Genomic DNA, 400 nt, shown 5'->3' with positions numbered 1-400 from the left:
CTAATGATGAAATGGAACAAGCAACAATCTACAGTACTCGACTAGCTGGTATGCCTACTATTTCACAGAAAACAGCAATAATGAAATTGGACGGACTAACTGAAGAACAGGCAGAAAAAGAGTTAGAGAGAATGAAGAAGGAACAGGACGAAGCTATGGGGACAGTGGATGCTTCAGTATTCAATAAACAACCAACAGAAGGGAGTAACTTCTAATGGCTAGAAAAGTTAAAATATCTTGTCCTAGATGCGAAGGTAAAGGGGTATTACCTAGATACTACTACAATCGTAAAGGGGTTTGCTTCCTATGTTGGGGTGCTAAAGTTATCACGGTTAAAGCTACCGAGGACGAAAAAGCTAAAGACGTTTATGAAAGAATGAAGCGTGAAGAAGCGGAAAAG

Annotated in this window: 2 protein-coding genes; both read left to right on the top strand. The window is 39.8% G+C overall.

The window, feature by feature from the left end; all coding sequences use genetic code 11:
- On the top strand, positions 1-215 hold a 215-nt coding region (locus R0J88_RS18905), incomplete at its 5' end, for a hypothetical protein (protein WP_410900713.1).
- Positions 215-400: hypothetical protein (locus R0J88_RS18900; RefSeq protein ID WP_410900712.1), on the top strand; the 186-nt coding region annotated here is incomplete at its 3' end. The genes R0J88_RS18905 and R0J88_RS18900, both read left to right, overlap by 1 nt.

The sequence above is a fragment of the Pseudoalteromonas sp. SIMBA_162 genome (genome assembly GCF_046535955.1).
GTDB lineage: Bacteria > Pseudomonadota > Gammaproteobacteria > Enterobacterales > Alteromonadaceae > Pseudoalteromonas > Pseudoalteromonas marina.
This window is presented reverse-complemented; position numbering and strand designations above follow the sequence as displayed.